The organism is Protofrankia sp. Cj5 (assembly GCF_917627405.1).
Taxonomy (GTDB): Bacteria; Actinomycetota; Actinomycetes; order Frankiales; family Frankiaceae; genus Protofrankia.
This window is the reverse complement of sequence record NZ_CAKJTO010000064.1, coordinates 1-18,875: the sequence shown is the minus strand read 5'-3', so window position 1 is coordinate 18,875 and position 18,875 is coordinate 1. Positions and strand designations below refer to the sequence as shown.

The window sequence follows — 18,875 nt, the reverse complement described above, 5'->3', positions numbered from 1 at the left end:
GTGGGACGTGAGGCGGATGTCCCCGGGGTGTAGATTCCTTCGCGGTTGACCCGTTTCAGGGCGTGGAGATGCCACGAAGAGTCACTGGCTTGGTGGTCTTACGCCGAGTCGCGGTGTTCGGGCCAGGACCTGCCGCACGGCGCGGCTTTCCGCCCCGTTGCCGCTTCCCGCCGGCGAGGCGCTTACGTGCTACGCCGCAGCTCAGAGGCTGTGTTGGCCGCTAGCAGAGGTGCTTTACATAAGCACGAGCGCCGCTTCCGCAAGCATCGTCCCGGGCTATGCCGGACGCCGTCCGCGGTCACGTTCTGCCACTGCGGCGGCGATCTGGGCGCGGTCGATGCCGCGTCGGTTGACAACCTTTCCCTCGATCCGACGGTTGATCTGTATCGTTTCGATTCCCAGCGGCTTGAGCGCAACCGCGAGCTGTTCGGCGTTCCACCCGTCGTAGACCTCCGGCCGCAGCGCCGCCAGCCGGGCTGTGATCGTCTCCGACCAGACTTTTCCCTCGGGCATCGGGGTCACGGCAACGATGTCATCCAGCAGCGACACGGACGGCACGATTTCCCTGCCTGTGTCCCCGGCGGCATACCCGCCAAGGGTGCCGGCGGCGGTTCGGGCCGCGCGCGCACGGTCGGCGATTCGCTCGGCCGCGACGGCATCGACATAGGCGGTACGGACAATGACCGGGGTGTCGGTCGCGCCGACAAGGTAGCCGATGCCTTTATCTGTCGGCCGCAACGTTGTGGCGCGGACACCGTTTTTGTACATCGAGGTGCCCAGCACCATGTCATTTTCTGTCTGACCCATCACACGCAGGCAGAATCGGATCGAGGCATTCGACGAGACACCCGTGGGCAACGACGCGGCATCCGGTCGCTGCGTGGCCAGCAGCAGGATGATACCGAGTGCGCGGCCGAGCTTGATGACATCGGTCGCCAGCTCTCCCGCCTCCTTGCCGAATGCCGCATGACTGAACAGGTTCTGACATTCATCGATGATCGCTACCAGTGGATGCAGACCCAAGGCGCGGTGGTTCGCAAGCTGCCGCGTCACTTTCCCGTCTGGGCAGAGGTCCTTGGGTAGGCTTTTCAGCGCGGCAGCTCGGCGAACGATCTCGGCACGCAGGTCCCGTAAGGTCACGAGTGCCGCCTCGATCGCCTGGTCGTCGATCCCGGATGTATACCGGCGCGCGACCTTCCCTGCGGCGTCCAGGTCCGCCGTGCCTTTCAGATTGAACACCCACAGCTCACAGGTCGGGTCCAACGCGGCGGCGAGCATCAACACGCGGACCGCCGACGTCTTTCCCGCCCCGGGTAGCGAGCCGATCAGTACATTGTTTTCCGGCAGGAGAATCGTCACGGGTCGGCCGCGCGGGTCCGAGCCGAACGGCACCGGCGCGAACAAATCCACCGCGCCCCGGCGGGCCAGCGGCCATTCGGCCGCGGGAGCTTTCGCCACGTCCTGATCGCCCACCCACAACACGAGCCGCCCCGCGTGCGCGTCCTCGGCGGCCTCCGGCCACACGCAGCCCAGCGGGCGACGCAGCCCGGACGCGAGCCGCTCCCGACGGTCCAGGATGTCGGAGACGGTGACGCCGTACGGTAGGTCGACGTCAGCCCGCCAGCCGGGACCGTCGCGAGTGATCGGCGCCGGGAAACTGATCCCGCCACCCTCTCGACGCACCTTGTTGATCTCAGCGATGCCGAGGGACTCGAGTGCCCGGGTCACGATGTCGGCGGTCAACCGGCCTACCCGGGTTGGCACGACCGCCGGGCCGACAAGCGGCCGGTCCGCCGGTGCCCCCACGATGCCCAGGACCCCCAGCGCACCGGCGACGCCGACCAGGCGTCCCATGACCGTGGCAGCCGACCACGCACCATCCAGCAGGAAGACGGCGGGCACGAGGAGGAGGAGCGTCACGAGTACGCGGCGCCTCACGCGGCTGTCGTGGATCTGGGACAGCCGCAGGTACAGCGCTCCGTCGGCCTGGAGGACCGCGGCAGCCCGTATCGGCCGCCCCTCGGAGTCGCTCAGCCAGCCCACGCTGCGGGCCAGGATGCGGCCCAGGCCGCGAGGAGCGCGCCCAGCGAGCCGGCCCACGTACGCCGGCAGCCGCACCCCGTGGAACGCGACCGTGTGCGCGTAATGGCCGGTCAGCCAGAGCGCCGCCGCGTGAAACGTGGTCCAGGAACGCGCCCACACGGGCAGAATCGGCCGCCGGCTTGCCGTGCGCGCGAGGTCGACGATCGGCGGCCGCGGCGGCTTCGGCGGGTCAACCGGCATCAGCCCCGTGCCGTCCGGCGGATGATGGCCGGGACCGACTTGGTCGGGCAGGGCCGGCACCATCGGGAGATTCGACGCGGGGACTGCCGGGCTGCGGTCGGCTGGCAGGTAGCGAGCGATCTCCCTGCTGACTGCTCTAACGTCGGGCACCCATCCGCCAGGTACGGACGGCGGGCTGGACCGGTCGGCGGGCGGACCGACCGGTCCCGACGCCGGGCTGTGTGGTCCGTCCGGCGGGCCGAGAGCTTCGGGCTGTTGATGGGACGCGGGCTCGGTCATGATGGGATTTCCTCTCCAACGTCGACACGATCGGGGTCGGGCAGGGTCCCCGGGGCGCGGTGTCTGTCTGGGCGGTCAGGACCGCGCCCCGGGCCGAGCTACCGGACCAGATGCGGCCCGCTATACATGGACTGCTGGCGCTGAATGTCGGCTGTGCGCCGCGCGTCTGCGACGTCGCGGCGTTCCTCGGCCAGCCGCAGCAGCGCGAGCACGAGAATGCTGCCGTTTCCCAGCACTACCGCCGCGGATAGCAACACAAGTAGTGCGATGTTCATGGAAATCACCCCTTGTGTGGGATCAGAAATGCACGTGGATCGCCGAGATGATTTCGCTGATGCGATCGGTAACGTCGTGAGCCGAAGGCAACAGCCCCAACGACGCCAGACAGAAGCCGAGAAGAAGGCACACCACCGGGATCAGGCGGCTCACCCGCAGCCGGGGGGCGAGAAACGCTATTCCCAGCAGCACGAGCAACCACATCACCGCTGCGACCGACACGCGGCACCTCCTTCCTTGGTCTTGAGGAGAAAACGGGCATATAAGTGCGTCATGCATTTATCCCTTCTGTGTTTTCGGGGTCGATGTCTTCGGATACCTCACCTGTGGAGGTCTCCTCGGGTGAGTCGGTATCGTCGGGTGTGACGGGCACTCCCGCGGCCCGCGCCCAGGTCCGGTGCGCGGCTCTCCAGGCAGCACGGGTGTCGTCCCGGTACGCGCACAGCCGGGCGAGGACCAGGTCGAGCGCCTCGCGTAGCTCGGTGTCATCGAGCGTTTCGGCCCCGTAGAGGCGGTAGAGCACCGAGCTGGCGGTGTAGCTTGCTTGAAGGTCGGTATATGCCTTGTCTGACCGATTCGACAGGTCCTCCAATGTCAGCCGGCCGAAAAAACGCTCGGTAGATGAAGAAAACTCGGGCATGCGCCATCTCCTTATCGTGTGGATGACAAGCAACAGGGCAGAGTGGAAAGACTCGACCAGGAAGGTTCCGGGCTCGAATCAGCCACCACGCGGTGCCCGCGGTACCCGCGCCGATCGTCAGCGACGCCTCCCGGCAAGGTGCCATACACTCCAGGCCGTGCCGGCGATCAGGAGGAAAGGCAGGAGGTGACTAACTATCCAGCCAACGGCGCTCGCCACGAGAAACAGACCTATGAAGAACAGCAGCCAACGGAAGAAGACGCCCATGGCGCTCCGTTGGTAATATATCCGCGGCACAGCAAATCCTCTCTCGGATCAACGGTAAGTGCGCTGTTTCCGGTCACAGGTTGGCCCGGACAGGGCGCTAGAAGCAGTAATCCCAGCGCCTTCCCGCTGGGGCCTTTTCCATTGTGCCGAGAAAAAGGGGGCCGACACCATGACGCATTCTCCGTCAATTTCTCGGACGCCAGACGCACCGGAAAGACGGCAACGAAAGGGCCGCCAAGCTGGCGACGAAGAGGACACGGGCGCGACGCCTGCAGGCTCGCGCCTGTGGCTTCGAGGCTCCCATCTGCACGAACAGTCGAGCGGCAAGCCGACCTATCCAGCGTCCGAAACGGGCGCACCAGCGGAACCGCAAGCCACCCGGCGAGCCGACGCATCTGGCGCGGCAGGCTTCATACACACCCCGCCTCAGGCCCGGCCCGGCTCGGACCTCAGACGCGGGCGTCCACACCCCCAGCCGTCCCGCCGGGACACGGGCGCTCATTCAAGCCCGGCGCAGCTCCGCGTCGTGAGCGGTCGGTCTCCCTGAGAGATACGGGCACCGTGAGCTGCCGCCCGTTCGCCGACCGGCCGGGGCGGGGTGGCCGGGGCTGTGGTGGTCCTCAACCGGGTCGCTCACGTTCTCGGAACTGGGCACGTAGCCCCGCGCACAACAGACGCCAAATTTCGACAAACGAAGGTTAGCGTGGTCAAGAGGCGGGCAAGACGACTCTCCTGCTCCAAAGTCGGCCCCGCAGACTTGGAGCCACGGCGAAAGGAAGGTGAACAAGACGGGGTCAGCGGGGGCAACGGCGCCCCCCGTCGCAAAACGATGGACACACAGGAACCTCTGCACGTCCCCGAGCTGGTCACCAGCCTTCGCCGGTCGTTCCGGCATGGCGCTCGGGCCCCGGAGCTGCTGTCGTTCACCCCGACTCTGATCCACCTGCTCCAGCCAACCCGTGACGGCGAACCAGCGTCGATCTACGAGCGGGCGGTCAAGACGGAACGGGAGATCAGCGAGGTTGTCGGCACCATGGATGCGCCCGGCAAGACCGCGATGGAGATCATGTTGTGTCTTCGTCCGGGGACCACCGGCGCACGGGTGGAGGTGAGGAGGGAGCAGGCGGCTCGGTTGTACGAGGTCACCGCCGACACCTTCCGACGCCGGGAAAGGCATGAGCCAACCCTCGTGCTCACTCTCGCGCTCAAGCTGCTCGAACGAAGGATGGACGGTTGATAAAGATCGCGAGTGCCACCCCGCTACGGGGCGGCACTCGCTCCTTCGTCGCCGATGCCCTTGTGAGCCGTTGGTACACGTCTCGCACTGACCCGGCTCGGAGTGACCGAGTTGTCCGTGTTCACGTTCGTTGGGAAGCCGATCCGTTATGATCCGCCTGTACCGGTGGGCGGGAGGTGACCAGCTTGGCGGGGCCGGAGACGGCGGCGCACTACGAGCGCCTTGCCGGCAGCTACGACCACAACTGGTCGCACAGTGGAGCGTTCCTGGGCTGGATGGCCCACGCGATTGCCAGCTCGCTCGCTTTGAGTGCGGCTGACCGGATCGCCGATGTCGGCTGCGGGACAGGGCTGTTCACCCGCCGTATCCGTGACCTGGTCCGTCCCTCGTCACCCGTCTTGTGCGTCGACCCCTCGGCCGCGATGCTCGCGCAGCTTCCCGCTGATCCCGGTTTACAGTCCCTGCGTGCCTCCGCCGAGGAACTGGCCCGCGGGCGGCTGGCATCGGCCGGACCGACCACTGCGCACGGAAGCCTCGACGCGATCATCGTCAAGGAAGCGATCCACCACGTGGCGGACGTTGACCGTCGATGGGTCATTGCCGGCCTCGCCGACCTACTCGGTGTCCGTGGCAGGCTGCTCGTCGTGATGCTGCCAACTCGGATCGAGTATCCGCTGTTCGACGCGGCGCTCGAGAGGTTCGAGTCCCTCCAGCCCGCCCCCGACGTCATCGCCGATCACATACGACGGGCGGGTCTGTCGGCCAGCGTCACCTACCACGACTTCCCGCTCGAGATTCCCAAGGTTCGCTATCTGGCGATGGTGCGAGACCGTTATATGTCCTTGCTTGCGACGTTCGATGACGCCGAGATCGAGGCCGGACTCGCCGAGATCGACCGCCGACATACCGAGAAGATGCTGTCATTCCCGGACCGGTTCGCGTTCGTCCTCGGCGCACGGGAAGGTAACCGTTGACAGAAGCCATTGACGATCGGCTCCGCCGGTTGCAGAGCGAGCTGGAAAGTCACTCCAGGGTCGCGCGGCATCTCGGCCTGGATTTCGGTCGACCGGTCCGCTCCCTGGGCGACGGCTACCCCGAAAACACCATCGCACTGATCGGAAAGATTGCCGAGCGTCTGCTGAAGCAGGTATGGAGTCATTACGAGGTACCCGGTGACCCTTCCGGTAAGGCCCTGAACGATCTGATCAAAGGTTGTCGGCCGCATATTCGCAGCACCAACGTCATCAACGCTCTCACGGACATCCAGCGACTCCGGAACAGGTCCACACACGACGGCTACGATATTGCCGACGAAGACGGTCTTCTCGCGGTACGACGCCTGCTCGACGTCCTCGACTGGTTCACGAACACTGGGCTTACCGCTGTCACCGGGGACTCGCCGCAGCTCAGCCCCCTCGTCGAGAAAAAGGCCGAGTTTCTCGCCGGCCTCTACGCAACGCTGGGCTTCCGTGCAGTCAAGCGCTTCGAGCTGTCCGAGAGCACGGTTTACCAGTTGTTCGGTCGGCAGGCCGGGCTGCGAGTCGAGTACGTCGAGATCATGCTCAGTCGGAGTCTGGATGAGCTGAGTCAGCTCTTGAGCGCCACGAGTGGCGAGCTTCTCCAGACACAGCTTCCCAAGCGGACACGGTTCCTACTGGTTGAGGATGAGCCCTCCACGGGGGTAACGCCGTTCGCCGACGGCGAGATCCGCATCATCGCCTACGAGCGATTCGTAGAGACGATAGTCGACGTACCCGGCCATCTGGCGGCCCTGCAGCGCGTGTACCCGCCGGTTGTTCCAAGTGCCGAAGTCGCCGAGCCGATGACGATCACAGCCGAACTCATGGAAGCCGACCAGCACACCGGCGAGTTGGATATCAGCGAAACCAGCGATGCCGCGGAGATGCTGCGGAGCCTCGCCAGCACGTCGGCGAACATCCTCGTCATCGGCGGGCCAGGCAGCGGAAAGACGACTCTGCTCAAGCGCCTTGTTGCGGCCCCGGAGGGTCCCCCGACCCATCGCTACCGTTTCTACCTCGACATGAGCCTTAAGCAGCCCGACGAGGAGTTCGGCGACTTCGTAACCCGCATCCTCGCACCATACATGCCGATCCCCCGCCAGCGGGTATTCGACGTGTTCCTTTACCTGATACGCGCAGGATCTGTGCTCTGTGTGCTTGACGCCATCGACGAGGCGGTCCAGAATACCAGCCTCACAGCGTTCCTTTCCCTGTTTGCGGACGTCGCGCAGGCCCTCTCCGCCGAGTCGACGGTAGTCATGTCGTCCCGATATTCGTTCCTCGCTGACTCTCCGCAGGTCCGGCGGCTGTTGAATAATTCGTCCCTTATCTCGGAGCAGCTCGTACAGCAGCTTCACGCGAACGGCGTCGACCCGCTCGAGCTGCCGCGGTTCGCCGTAGTACGTCTGCACGATCTTCAGTTGCAGCGGCATCAGCAGACGCTCACCGTCTCGCCTCTCGAGGTGCGACTCGCCGACCAGACCGGGCGCGGCGACACGGTCCTCACCGCTGACTCGGCGGGGCGCCTCGCCGATCTCGTCACCGCCCGCGTCGGCCAGATCCTCACGTCGAGGAACCTCTCCCACCTTCAGCGGGGCCTTGAACGACTGCTCGGACTCGGTTTCCTGGCAGACAAGACCATCTTCTCGCTGACCGAAGTGTGTACGGAACTCGGCATCGAGTGCTTCGCCGCCGGGCGGGTGAGCCAGGAGACCTTTCTCCTCGCCCCATTGTTCCGGCCAGCGGGAGCCGACGCCGTGACTCCCGTCCACTCCGTGTTCCAGGAGTACTTCGCTGCCCGGCTTCTGCGGACCGCCGAGGGGCGGGCGGCCGCGGCGGCCGCCCGCCCGGAACCTTTGCTGACGGAGCAGGCCCGGAGGTTTCTCCACTACCTCGGAACCGAGACACCCCCGGCCGTACCGCTCGTCGTCCCGGCCGGCTTTTACGTGCTCGGCCCCAGTCACCGGCTACTTCTCCGCGAGGTGGAGAAGCCGGTGGCCTTCGACGAGTTCCCGGTGACTGTCGGGCGGTACAAGGGATTCCTTGCCGCAGTCGAACGCCAGGGCAGCGGCGCGTGGGACCACCCCGAGACGCCAGTAGGGCACAGCCATGAGCCGTGGTGGGAACGTCTGCGCGCTGCCGACTACTTCACCGACTCTCGGTTCGACGAGTATCCGGCTATCTGCATTAGCTGGTGGAGCGCCTACGCGTTCGCCCGTTTCGAGGGCAAGCGGCTTCCGACCTCCCTCGAGTGGGAAGCCGCAGCCCGGGGAGCCGACGGCCGTCTGTTCCCGTGGGGCGATATGCTCGACCTCGACGCGGTAAACTGCGCCGACGCATGGAGCGGTCGCCCACTGGTGACCTACGAAGTGTGGAAGCAGGAGATCGACGACGGCCGACTCAAGGAGTGCGCGCCGACCAAAGTCACCGACCATCCTCGTAATCAGTCCCCCTGCGACGTCAAGGGGATGTCCGGGAACGTCTGGGAGTGGACCGAGACTGTGTTCGACAACCTCAACTCGGCCGTGATATGCGGCGGCTCGTACGACAATCCGTACCGTGCCGTCCAGGCATCCTCGAAGGCGCTCTACGTCCGCCGCGGATGCAGCAACGCCGTCGGATTTCGCTGCGTGCGGGAGGCAGAATGACCGTGCCCACCCGCCGTCCCGAGGTTGCCCAGCGATTCGGCCACATCGTCGACCGGCAGCCACTGGGCGGCGGTCCCCACCGTGTCACAGCGACCTACTTCGTTCGCGACGACGAAGACGGTGAGACATACGGTTTCGACTACAGCGACATCGTCACGGAAGGGTTTCGGACGACCGTCGTCGGTGAGCGGGTTCGCTTCGAGATAGATCCCGCCACCCGACGCGCCCGTTTCGTGATCCGGCTGGATCTGCCGGAGGTCGACGAATTCTATCGGTAAGCGCTGACGGACGACACTCCGTCGTCGCCGTCTGCCCGGCGCGCGTGACAGAAGCCCCGGATTGGGCAGAAGGCCCGGTACCGCTCGGGCACCGTGACATTGAGGCGACGGACGCCGCCCGGCGCACTTACTTCAGCCCACCTTGCACTCGTGTCCTCTACGGTGACGGGACACGGCCCAGCCGCTGGCATCGCCTTGCGTCCGTTCAAATCGCCGGCGGCGAAATCTTCGCTGTTGAACTTGTCATCCCCGATCTCGCCGGGCGGTCCGACACGGCATTTGCGATCTTCCATATCAACAGCCACCAAGGCCAGCTACGAGATCTTCTACGAAGCCTCGCCGGACGACGCGGCACCAGCTCGCTCGTGCCCGACCTTGAGGCGGCGCTCCAGCCGTGGGCACTCCTGTTCGCTGGCCGTCCCTACACCGTCGCGTTCCTCAGCTCGACGGAGCAGCAGCTACCGCGACCGCTGGGTGCCAGGCATGTGCGGTCCTGGTCCCGGGCCGAGCAGTGGCTGTGGCTGCTCGCGTCCCGCACGTCCCCCGACGACTACCCGCCTGACCCCGACCATGCTGACCAATTGCTCGGCGGGACCGTGGTCCTGTCGGGTGACTGGCGCGGCCTGGTCACCAGGGACGGCGCCGCCTTCGTCGGCCTACGTCGCGACCGCGGCGACCGTGATCCCTTCCTGGGCTACGCACAACTCTACGCACATACCACCTACCTCGACGCCATTCTCCTCGGCATGATCCAGCGTTCGCATATCGAGGCGATGGTCGACGAGGCAGCGCGGGCGTTTGACGCGGACGACATGCCCCGCCATCTGCCAAAGCTGGAAGAGCAGGCGGCACGGTTTCGCAGTATCTATTGGCTGCGCGACGCCAGCGCTCACGGATCGGCTAATGATATTCTCACTGCCTATCAATCGCAACACCGGCTACCGGAGCGGTTCGACGCGGTACTAGCCGAGATTGCCGACCTCAACAGGATTGTTCAAACGCAGGAAGGGCAGCGGGTAGCTGCGGCCCTCGGTCTACTCACCGTGGTCGGCCTACCGTTCGGAACGGCTTTCGGCGTTCTGCAGATCATCGGAACGAACTCATTATTCTATCTTATGATGGGCCTACTCGCCGCGAGCGTGACAACTGTGCTGCTTCTCCTCACCCGCCTCGGCAGGCTCCTTATTCGAGAGCTGCGGCGATTGGAATAGAATCTGAATCGGCCCTTGGCGCGGCCTGCTCCCGCCGTCCATCGCTAGCGCAGTCGCGTAACGCGTCAAAGGACGACACGACTAAGATTCGCCGCACTTGTCACCCCGAGTCAGGCGGAAAGGTTAACATGACCACCTGATAGTTGGCGAGATGGGTGTCGACGGTATACCGGCGCGCCGCCGTGGCCGTCGGGAACACTACGAGGACTTCGCCGATCTCCCGGGAATGACCCACGTAGACGGCTACCCCGTAGATCCTCGCCGGACCGGCGGCCTCAATCCCTGACGTCAGTGTGGATGTTAACCGGGCCGTTGCGACATACGCCGACGACGGCCAGTCCGCTTCCGCAGCGACTTCCTTCGATGAGGGATGCGGAGCCGAACCTCGTGTCCCAACAGTCACGGGCAGCCGCGTCTCACGGCCCGGCACGGCGCGCTGGCGGGACGTAGGCGAAGCGAATCGGCACGATCGCCGAGTCCGCGATTCCGGACTCTTCGGCAAAATGGTCTGCGGCGTTCGGTGTCGGAAAGGGCATCGTCACCTCTAACGGCCGATCTGTAGCCCCGTCCAGGCACACGAGAGCCCACAATGTCGCGTGTCGCTTCAACGCGGCATCTTCCGTCTGCGGCGCCACGGGCGGGCTCGGCGGGGGCACAGCAAGCTGCGGCATCTGCCGCAGCAACTCCCGCCCAACCTCACGCCTCGGTACTCCTCCGGACTGCTCGCCCACCACATCCTCTCCGCAACCGCCGGTCCTGATCCTGCTCGACGCGCTATCGTCCCGATACGCACGTGATTCCAATGTCTCCTCGCCTTTCTTTCGCTTCGGACAGCGCCCTTGCATGAATGGGGGTGCAAGAGCATCGCTGGTCATACCTGTGTGAGTCGCGTCGCGCGCCAAAGGCGCACGTGTTCCTTCAGATTCTCGATGAGTGGGCCGGGAGCGCGGTTGCGGGCGCTCACGACGAAGGCGCAGGCGCGGCGCTCAATGTCGGCGAGTTTGCGGGCGCTGGAGACCTCGAGCGCCTCGTTCATGTAGTCGACCGCCGATTCGATCTCGTCGCGGGCTAGCATCGCCCTCGCCGCATTGGTCCGAACGTAGGCTCGATGGCTGACGGCCGGTGCACGGTCGAGGGCGGCAATTCCGCGCTCGGTGTGCAAGAGCGCGGCATGCGGGTTTCCGGCGTCGATGTAGGCCGCCGCCGTGATGGAGTCGAGTTCGGCTGGGTGCAGGCGGTTGGGGTGCCACCCGGGATGCCCCCGCTGTTCGGGCGCGAAGTCACCGACAATCGTCCAGGCATCGTCCAAAGCCTGAGACGTGCCACGCTGGTCGCCGAGCTTCGCCAACGAGGCGGCGATGCATTCGGCCGCGAGTCGGGCGGCGACGGGAGAGCCGGGCGGGGCGACGGCCCATCCGTCCCGCGCGTACACCAGCGCCTGCCGGGGCTGATCCTCGGCAAGTTCAACCGACGACTGCAGGAGCCGGCACCACGCCTGACCAGCCGCGTCCTTGCCGAGCACCGCGTGGTCGTAGGCGGCGATGAGCGTACGTGATGCCTGCCCCGTCCAACCTGTGTCGAGCTGGGCATTCCCGAGCATCGCGGCGAGGCGACCGGCCGCGGCGTGCATCCGGCGCAGCCCTTCCTCGTCGAGACCGCCTTCGGCAAGGATCGCGTGCGCAATCGGCAGGTCCCGGCGGACGGCCTGTGCCGTGGCCGGCACCGGCGCGTAAGGATACGAGTCGGTGAGCTTCGTAGCGATCTTTTCGAAGTGCTCGAGAACCTCCGGCGGGGCCTTCACACGACCGCCACCAACGAGCAACAGACCTGGAAGAACGAAGCCGCCGAGCACGGCGTGACGTCTCGTGAGCTGGGCGCCTGCGGGGCCTGTCTGGGCTCGTCGTTGACAGAGATCGACACACACAAGGGGGCAACTACCTCCAATCGAGAAGTCATGCCGTATAGATGGGCGAGTGATCAGCGAGTCCTCGCCAGTGCATCCCCGATCCGTTAAGTCCTCGTCCGTGTTCGGACATACGGGTGAGGGGCGCGACCTTGCCGACGACGAGGCGTATCAGCCCGTCGACCGCCTGTGGGCACAGCGTCCTACCTGCGTGGCGAGTCCGCCAAATCGTTCGAGTACTGATCTTTATGTCAAAAACGAGTACCGGTCGCGTCGCAGGATCCGCTGCGGGCGGCTATATCGTTAACTCATGCGCGTCGGAGCTGAATGATCGGAGTTGCCCCAATGGCCGTGCCCATGCGCCGCTGCTGCGGCGGTTGCGGGAACCATCTTGCGCCCAACAGCTACGACGGGCTTTGTGCGCTTTGCCAACGACGCCAGGCTAGCTTTGCCGCATTGACCGAGCCACCCGAGCTGCCTCTTGAGTTCTGGACGGCCGATCCGATGTTCGAGGCGCTCGCCACACGACACATGGGAAAAGTCATTCGTACCTACCGTAGTTGTCTCGGGGGCGGCACGAGTGGATCGGGCGCTATTGCGCAGGAGACGGTAGCGCACTGGTTGGGAGTGACTCAGGCCCTTCTTAGTCGAGCTGAAAACGGCGACGCACCAACGGATCTACGAAAGCTTGCCGAGTGGGCGCAAACCCTAAAGATCCCCGACTTTCTGTTGTGGTTCAAACTGCCGGGAAGACACCTCCTACCGGGCACGTGGCCGAACGATGGCGACGTCGCACCGCGAGAACGAGGTTGGGGGCCCGCTGCGAGCGGCCAGGACGAGATGCCGCACCGACAGCTTGAAGGACTGGCGCCGCGTCTCGAGACGTTGCTTGGCCTCGGCTTCATCGCCGATCAGACGGTCTTCTCGCTCTCCGAGGTCTGGACCCAGCTCGGGATTGACACCCTCATCGGCCGACAGCTCGAGCCGGAGGGATTTCTTTTGGCACCGTTCTTGCGACGCAGTGGAAACGGCACGGTAACGGCGACGCACCCGGCATTTCAGGAGTATTTTGCGTCCCGGCTCCTGCGGACTGTTCATGGCCGTGCAGCCGCGTTCGATGTCCACGAAAGCGAGCCCGTCCTGACAGAACAGATCCGGCGACTTCTACAGTACTTCGGTGCCCAGACGCCGGCAGCGCCGCCGCTTGTTCTTCCCGCCGGGATCTATGTCGTCGGCCCGAGTCATCGGCTGCTGCTACGGAAGGTCGAAAACTCGGTCATTTTCGACGAGTTTCCCGTGACGGTCAGCCGGTACAGGCGGTTCCTTGCCGCGGTCGAGCGGTGGGGCTGCGCCGCGTGGGATCACCCGGACACGCCTGCCGGCCACAGCCATGAGCCGTGGCACGAGCGGCTACGGAACCGGGAGTACTTCACTGACCCGCAGTACGATGATCATCCCATCACGTGCATCAGCTGGTGGAGCGCCTACGCCTTCGCCTGGTTCGAGGGCAAGCGGCTCCCGACGTCGCTCGAGTGGGAGGCCGCCGCTCGGGGCGCCGACGGCAGGCTCTTCCCCTGGGGTGACACGCTCGACCTCACCGCCGTGAACTGCGCCGACGCGTGGAGCTCCCGGCCGCTCGTCACTTACCGAGCCTGGAAAGAGGAGATCGACGGCGGCGGACTGCGCGACAGCGGTCCAACGGCGGTCACGGAGCATCCGGCAAACGTCTCGCCGTTCGGCGTGCGCGAGATGTCCGGCAACGTGTGGGAGTGGACAGGCACCGTGTTCGACGCCGTCAACTCCGCGGTCGTTTGCGGTGGCTCCTACGACAGCCCGTACCGTGCCGTCCAGACCTCCTCGAAGGCGCTCTACGTGCGCCGAGGCTGTAGCAACGCCGTTGGCTTCCGGTGCGTTCGGGATGCTGCGTGAGGTGATCGGCTTCGTCCTTCGAAAACCGCCAGGCGCCAGCGGGGCCACAGTCGACACAAGCGTCCGATCGGTGGGGGAGTCGATCGACAGGAGCTGACCGGCGCTGCTCCTACCCGGTCGCGGCGGCTCGGGCGGCCCGACGTCGAGGAACGGGGGCCTGCCGGGCGGGCTGCCCGGCGCTCGACGACCGCGGCCTGATCCCGGTCTCTTCGGCGGTGGCGTCGTCGGCATGGCGGCGTCCATTCACTGCGAGGGTCTGCTCATGCGCTCGAGCGGCGGTGCCGGTGAGCTGGGCGATCTGGCCGGTCAGGGATGCTTGTTCGGCGAGTAGGCGGTCACGGTCGGCGGCCAGGCGGACCTGCTCGGCGGTGAACGCGTCGGCGTAGGCCTCGGCACGGGTTGCGCGGTCGCGGGCCGCAGACACGGCGTCCGCCGCTACGTGACGTTCCGAGGCAAGATGCGCGGCATGATCGGCGCGAGCGTCGGCCAGGATCCTGGCATAGTCCCGATGCAGCGCGGCGAGCTGGGCAGTGTGGTCCGCGCGCACCGCTGCGAGCGCCTGCGCGTGGTCGCGTTCGAGCTGGCTGCGCTGCCCGTCGGCCGCAAGCCGCGCGCGCTCCGCCTGCTCACGGATCTGCGCGGCGTCGCTCCGGGCCTCCTCGCAGTCCCGTTCCGCCGCCTGCGCGCGGTCGCAGGCTTCGGCTGCGGCGGTGTCGGCCTGGGCTGCGGCCTCGGCGACAACGGAGGCGTCGGCATCGGCCTGGTCACGGTCTCGGCAGGCCTGGTGGAGTTCGGCTTGAAGGTCGCGGAGTGTGGCGCGCAGCCGGCGGGCCTCATCTTCGGCGGCTTCGGCCCGACCGACCGCGTCGGCAGTCGCGTCGGTGATCTGCCGGGCGATCGCGGCTTCATCGACCGCGCCTGCCCTGCGCGCGACGGTGGAAGCGAGCCCGCCGAGGTCGCCGGCGAACACGGCCAGCCGTTCGGCGACCGCGGCCAGCGGCACGTCCGTCAGCCCCAGCCGCGCCAACACGTTGTCCTCGGCAGGCGCGTCGTGTTGATGATGTCCGTTCGGCTGGACGGCGCGGCGCCGGGCGTACTGCAGACGGGATCGGTGCCGCATCCGCTCCCGCTCGTCCCCACCGGCATACCGACTGCTCTCTCCCGCCGGTTCTCCGCATCCACACGCGCAGTCGACCATCGGCGCTAGCCGCTTCTCGTCCACAGGTGATCCTTTCATCTATGTCGCTGTCTATGGCGGTCGTCTACGTCTACGTAGACCGGGCGGACGCCTGCTTTGGCCGGATTCGCGCCCGCTGACCGGGCACTCGTGCCCGCGATCGGCAGGAAGCGGCCCGCGAGCGGGGGCCCGGCCGTCTGCCGCCCACGTGGTAAACCGACACGCCGGCTCCTGAGCGGCTGATCGGTCCTTGCGCTGCACGCGGGCCGAACGCCCTGGTTGATAAGGCCCGCCCGGCGGTGATGCCGTTGCGTCCAACGAGGATGGGTCGCCAGGCCGGCGACGGCCGATGCCCCTCGGCTGCGGACGCATCGGCCGTTGCGCGGCTCGGGGGCTACCTGCGTTGTGTCCAGGCGGCGTAGATCGCGTCGGCCGCCGCGATGACTGCCGCAGGGTCGGCGTGGGCAAGTCCGTAGACGAGGAGCTGGCCGTGACGCTGGTACGGGCCGACGGTGAGGATCTTGTGAAGGGCCTGTTCGTAGGCGCTCGCGGGCAGGGGGGTGGGGTCGATCGTGGGCACCCAACCCGACGAGTCGCCGCCGCGGGGCGTCGGGCGGACGGGAACGCCGTCGGCGCCGGCGGGGGCCGCCCGGTAGGTGAGGATGACAGTCGCGTCTGCGGGGACTGCCGGCCGATGGTCGAGGTAGACGACGGCCGGGAGGGCGGCAACAACCTCCGTCAGGTCCTCGACGTCCGCACCGGGCCGGATCGCCAACTCGTACAAGTCAGCAGTCGGTCTGAGCAGCGAGACCAGGGGAGGGCGCGCGTTCCACTGCCCCGGCCGCTGGTCGTTCACGGGGTCACCACTCGGCCGACGCGACGCACGAGGCGTCCCTCGTCGGCGGTCTCCGGGATGATGTCGGGCACGGTCGTGTCCCTTCGCTGGAGGGATGAGGCCGAGGCTCCGGCGGGTGTGCCATCACCTGCCGGAGCCGTCTACAGACGAAACTCTACAGCGCCTCGCTGGAGGGTTGCAGTCCTTTCGGCGGATACCGCGCGGCGCTGTAGGGTCATTCCGTGCCGGACGACGACCCGCTGATCGGCTACCGAGAAATGGCCGAACGCGCAGGCGTCAAGCCATCCACCCTCCGCGGCTATCGCTCCCAAGGCCGCCTCCCGGACCCCGACGACGACACCATCCCCGACCGCCCCCGCTGGCGCCTCTCCACCTTCGAGGCGTGGATGAGATCCCGCCCCGGGCCAGGAACACGAACTGACCTGCACCGCGAGGACGATGCAGGGCGCGGCTCATGACGCTCTCGCGGCTGCCAGTAAGGATTTCGGCATGAGTGAGCAAGCCCAGGTCGCGCCGATGGAACGGCGATGGGCGATCCGAAGGTGATCGTGAAAAGGGCCATCCGAGGGAGCTGCCTGTCCGTGTCTGCCCTCGTTGCGGTCCGGTCCCTGTGGTGTTGCTATGGCGCAGTCTCGCCGTATTTCCTCTTGATCGCTATGGCGGTTTCCGTCGCCCAGCCAGCGCCAGGACTCACCGTTGCGTCCACAGCCGCACTGTCCTATCGTCGCCGCCGGCGCTGGCGAGGGTACGACCATTGGGGGAGAACGCCACTGCCTGGACCGCGCTGGTGTGGCCGGTGAGGGTGGCCAGGTGCCGGGGAGCGGCCGGATCGGCCATATCCCACAGCCGCACCGTCTTATCGCTGCCGTCGGCGCTGGCGAGGGTACGACCACCGGGGGAGAACGCCACCGAGTTCACCCAGCCGGTATGGTCGGTGAGGGTGGCCAGGTGCCGGGGGGCGGCCGGATCGACGACATCCCACAGCCGCACCGTCTTATCGCCGACGACGTCGCCGCCGCTGGAGCTGGCGAGGGTACGACCATTGGGGGAGAACGCCACCGACCGGATCACGCTGGTGTGTGCCGCGAAGGTGGTGCGGATGCGGGGAGCGACTGGGTCGGTCACATCCCACAACCGCACCGTCTTATCGCCGCCGACGCTGGCGAGGGTACGACCATCCGGGGAGAAGCTCACCGCGTTGACGGAGCGGAACAGCCAGCCTTTGTGGCCGGTGAGGGGCGCGCCGAGGGGGCGCCACTGCAGGTGTTCTTCTCTCCGTTGGGTCGGGGGAGCGCTACGAGTGGTGGAGGGATGCGCGCTGCCACTGCCGGGGGTTTCTTGCGGTTTCGTCGGATGGGGGCCTGGGAGTCCGGCGTGTCTCTGGTCTGGGTCGGCGCGGGTGGGTGGGGTCCACCCGGTTGCGTCCGGGTCTCGGGAGTGCAGGGGGAGAGCCGCTGGTAGTGGCGCCCGGATGGGCTGGGGTGGGTGGTCGGTGACGGCACGGATGTCGTCGTCGAGGTGCAGCGGGATGCCCGTCCGGGCGGTCCAGCGGGGGCCGTAGACGTGGGTGGCGGCGTGGGCGGAGGGGTGGCGGTCGGCCAGGTCCGTGGCCAGGGCCCGCATCACCACGTCCGCGATGGGGGCGGGTACCCCGGCGGGCGGTGGAGGGAGGGCGTTGAGGCGCTGGTACCACAGTGCGTGCAACGGCAGGGTCGGGTTGAACGGCGGCCTGCCGGCCAGTAGCTGGTAGAGGATGCAGCCGAGGGCGTACAGGTCGGTGGCCGGGCCCAGGCGGCCCGCGGTGATCTGTTCGGGGGCCATGTACAGCGGGGTGCCGGCTCTGCTGCTGGTGGCGGCCGTCGACCCTTCCATGATCTTCGCGATGCCGAAGTCGGTGACCTTGAGCAGGCCGACGGTGTCGAACAGTATGTTGTCGGGTTTGATGTCGCGGTGTAGCACGCCCCGGGCGTGCGCGGTCGCCAACGCCGCGGCCACGGCCAGGCCGATCGCGCAGCCCCCCTCCGGCGGTATGCCGGACTGGCGGCGGGTCAGTGTGCCCCCGCTTAGCAGTTCCATCACGATCAGGCGTAGGTTGCCGACGTCGACGGAGTCGTAGACCCGGACGACATGTTGATGATCTATCTGGGCGAGTAGCCGCGCCTCGGCGGCAGACCCGGCAGCCGCGCCAGCGGACCCCGTAGCCAGGATCTTGATAGCCACGGGACGGTCCAGATCGCGATGCCGGCCCTCCACCACCAACCCTTACGCACCTTCGCCGAGTTTGGCGCCCCACTCATAGCCAGGTAGCGCCTCAGATAGCGATCCCCAGTCATAGGAGGTCCTGGTGTGTTTGCTGGGGGTTTCTTCCGGTTTCGCCGGGCGGAGGCTTGCGAGTCCGGCGCGTATCTGATCTGGCTCGGCGCGGGTGGCTGGGTCCTTGGTGAGCATCTGGCGGAGGAGGTCGGCCAGGGGTGGAGGTGCGTGTCGGGGTGGGGGTGGTTCGGTGTCGAGGATGGCGTACATGGTCGCCGGCATGTCCTTCCGCAGGAAGGGAGAGGTGCCGTCGACGGCTTCGTAGAGGGTCACGCCGAGGGAGAACAGGTCGCTGGAGAGGGTGGCGGGCTGATTCTTCAGACGTTCGGGTGCGGTGTACCGGATGCTCATCGGGGTTCGTCCGGTTTCGGTGATACGGGTAGCATCGTGCAGGGTGGCGATCCCGAAGTCGGCGAGTTTGGCCGCGCCGACGGCGGTCAGCAAGATGTTCGAGGGTTTGATGTCGCGGTGCACGATGCCGTTGGCATCGGCGAAGGTGAGGGCGTCGAGGACCGCAAGACCAATCTGGGTGACCCGGTCGGCGGGCAGGGGCCCGTCG

15 protein-coding genes are annotated in these 18,875 nt (G+C 66.7%); 6 read left to right on the top strand and 9 right to left on the bottom strand.

Going from position 1 to position 18,875, the window contains the following annotated elements:
* Positions 1-276: 276 nt before the first annotated feature.
* The 4 genes from MJ777_RS14730 to MJ777_RS14715 form a co-directional block, all read right to left on the bottom strand.
* Positions 277-2,562, bottom strand: a complete 2,286-nt coding sequence (locus tag MJ777_RS14730) for a cell division protein FtsK (protein ID WP_239376864.1) — start codon at positions 2,560-2,562, stop codon at positions 277-279.
* 98 nt (positions 2,563-2,660) lie between these two features.
* On the bottom strand, positions 2,661-2,837 hold the full coding sequence (locus tag MJ777_RS14725) for a hypothetical protein (protein ID WP_239376862.1): 177 nt from the start codon (positions 2,835-2,837) through the stop codon (positions 2,661-2,663).
* Between the two features lie 22 nt (positions 2,838-2,859).
* The gene (locus MJ777_RS14720) at positions 2,860-3,060 is read right to left on the bottom strand and encodes a hypothetical protein (RefSeq protein ID WP_239339992.1); all 201 of its coding nucleotides are present in this window, start codon (positions 3,058-3,060) and stop codon (positions 2,860-2,862) included.
* Positions 3,061-3,109: 49 nt separating this feature from the next.
* Positions 3,110-3,478 (bottom strand): hypothetical protein, encoded by a 369-nt coding sequence (locus MJ777_RS14715; protein ID WP_239376860.1) that lies wholly within the window; start codon positions 3,476-3,478, stop codon positions 3,110-3,112.
* 1,096 nt (positions 3,479-4,574) lie between these two features.
* On the opposite strand from MJ777_RS14715, the gene MJ777_RS14710 reads away from it, so the two are divergent.
* The 5 genes from MJ777_RS14710 to MJ777_RS14690 all read left to right on the top strand — a co-directional run bounded on the left by MJ777_RS14710 (position 4,575) and on the right by MJ777_RS14690 (position 10,138).
* Complete coding sequence (locus MJ777_RS14710; protein ID WP_239376858.1) at positions 4,575-4,982, top strand: hypothetical protein; 408 nt, start codon at positions 4,575-4,577, stop codon at positions 4,980-4,982.
* Positions 4,983-5,158: 176 nt separating this feature from the next.
* Positions 5,159-5,956, top strand: coding sequence for a trans-aconitate 2-methyltransferase (locus MJ777_RS14705; protein WP_239376856.1), 798 nt, complete (start codon positions 5,159-5,161; stop codon positions 5,954-5,956).
* Positions 5,953-8,649 (top strand): SUMF1/EgtB/PvdO family nonheme iron enzyme, encoded by a 2,697-nt coding sequence (locus tag MJ777_RS14700; RefSeq protein WP_239376854.1) that lies wholly within the window; start codon positions 5,953-5,955, stop codon positions 8,647-8,649. The genes MJ777_RS14705 and MJ777_RS14700 overlap by 4 nt, the downstream gene beginning before the upstream one ends.
* Positions 8,646-8,927: a hypothetical protein gene (locus MJ777_RS14695; protein ID WP_239376838.1), complete on the top strand. Its 282-nt coding sequence runs from the start codon at positions 8,646-8,648 to the stop codon at positions 8,925-8,927. Before MJ777_RS14700 ends, MJ777_RS14695 begins: the two co-directional genes overlap by 4 nt.
* A 44-nt stretch (positions 8,928-8,971) precedes the next feature.
* Positions 8,972-10,138 (top strand): hypothetical protein, encoded by a 1,167-nt coding sequence (locus MJ777_RS14690; RefSeq protein WP_239376836.1) that lies wholly within the window; start codon positions 8,972-8,974, stop codon positions 10,136-10,138.
* 871 nt (positions 10,139-11,009) lie between these two features.
* On the opposite strand, the gene MJ777_RS14685 is transcribed toward MJ777_RS14690, so the two are convergent.
* Entirely contained in the window at positions 11,010-11,939 is a 930-nt protein-coding gene (locus MJ777_RS14685) for a hypothetical protein (protein ID WP_239376834.1), read from the bottom strand.
* A gap of 942 nt (positions 11,940-12,881) precedes the next feature.
* Here MJ777_RS14685 and MJ777_RS14680 point away from each other — a divergent pair.
* Positions 12,882-13,970 (top strand): SUMF1/EgtB/PvdO family nonheme iron enzyme, encoded by a 1,089-nt coding sequence (locus MJ777_RS14680; protein WP_239376832.1) that lies wholly within the window; start codon positions 12,882-12,884, stop codon positions 13,968-13,970.
* Between the two features lie 109 nt (positions 13,971-14,079).
* Here MJ777_RS14680 and MJ777_RS14675 read toward each other — a convergent pair whose 3' ends face one another.
* The 4 genes from MJ777_RS14675 to MJ777_RS14660 form a co-directional block, all read right to left on the bottom strand.
* Positions 14,080-15,192 carry a hypothetical protein gene (locus MJ777_RS14675; RefSeq protein WP_239376830.1) on the bottom strand — a complete coding sequence of 371 codons (1,113 nt, stop codon included), beginning with the start codon at positions 15,190-15,192 and terminating at the stop codon, positions 14,080-14,082.
* 349 nt (positions 15,193-15,541) lie between these two features.
* Positions 15,542-16,003: a hypothetical protein gene (locus MJ777_RS14670; RefSeq protein WP_239376828.1), complete on the bottom strand. Its 462-nt coding sequence runs from the start codon at positions 16,001-16,003 to the stop codon at positions 15,542-15,544.
* Positions 16,004-16,693: 690 nt separating this feature from the next.
* Positions 16,694-18,256: a WD40 repeat domain-containing serine/threonine protein kinase gene (locus tag MJ777_RS14665; RefSeq protein ID WP_255724078.1), complete on the bottom strand. Its 1,563-nt coding sequence runs from the start codon at positions 18,254-18,256 to the stop codon at positions 16,694-16,696.
* A 9-nt stretch (positions 18,257-18,265) separates the two neighbouring features.
* A partial coding sequence (locus MJ777_RS14660) for a serine/threonine-protein kinase (protein ID WP_239376817.1) occupies positions 18,266-18,875 on the bottom strand: 610 nt, incomplete at its 5' end.